The sequence below is a fragment of the Terrimonas pollutisoli genome (genome assembly GCF_029360765.1).
Taxonomy (GTDB): Bacteria; Bacteroidota; Bacteroidia; order Chitinophagales; family Chitinophagaceae; genus Terrimonas_B; species Terrimonas_B pollutisoli.
In genome coordinates, this window is sequence record NZ_JARKNA010000072.1 from 1 (window position 1) to 555 (window position 555).

The 555-nt window shown below is 48.6% G+C and carries 1 protein-coding gene; it reads right to left on the reverse strand.

Annotation, left to right across the window (positions count from 1 at the left end; all coding sequences use genetic code 11):
* Window positions 1-555, reverse strand: a 555-nt coding sequence (locus P2W73_RS26405; protein WP_276505104.1) for a hypothetical protein, incomplete at both ends; no start/stop codon positions are given.

Sequence of the window (555 nt, forward strand, 5' to 3'; positions counted from 1 at the left end):
TCCAGGTATATGGCAATGCGCCTTCACAGATGGTGATGGTCTCTGTGGCGGTCACGTTTGGATTAACCACGAGAGTCAATGTAACGACCGAATCACAACCATTGATATTTTGGAGGGTAGCATTATAGGTGCCCGCAGTAGCAAGTGACTGGTTGTTCCAGCTGTAGGGCAATGCGCCTTCGCAGATCGTGATGCTCTCTGTGGCGGTCACGTTTGGATTAACCACGAGAGTCAATGTAACGACCGAATCACAACCATTGATATTTTGGAGTGTCGCCGTGGCGGGGCCTGCGGCGGTTAATGTTTGACCATTCCAGGTATATGGCAATGCGGCTTCACAGATGGTGATAGTCTCGGTAGCGGTTACGTTTGGATTAACCACGAGAGTCAATGTAACAACCGAATCACAACCATTGATATTTTGGAGTGTAGCATTATAGGTGCCTGCACCGTTCAGCGATTGATTGTTCCAGGAATATGGCAATGCGCCTTCGCAAATGGTGATGGTCTCTGTGGCGGTCACGTTTGGATTAACCACGAGAGTCAATGTAACAA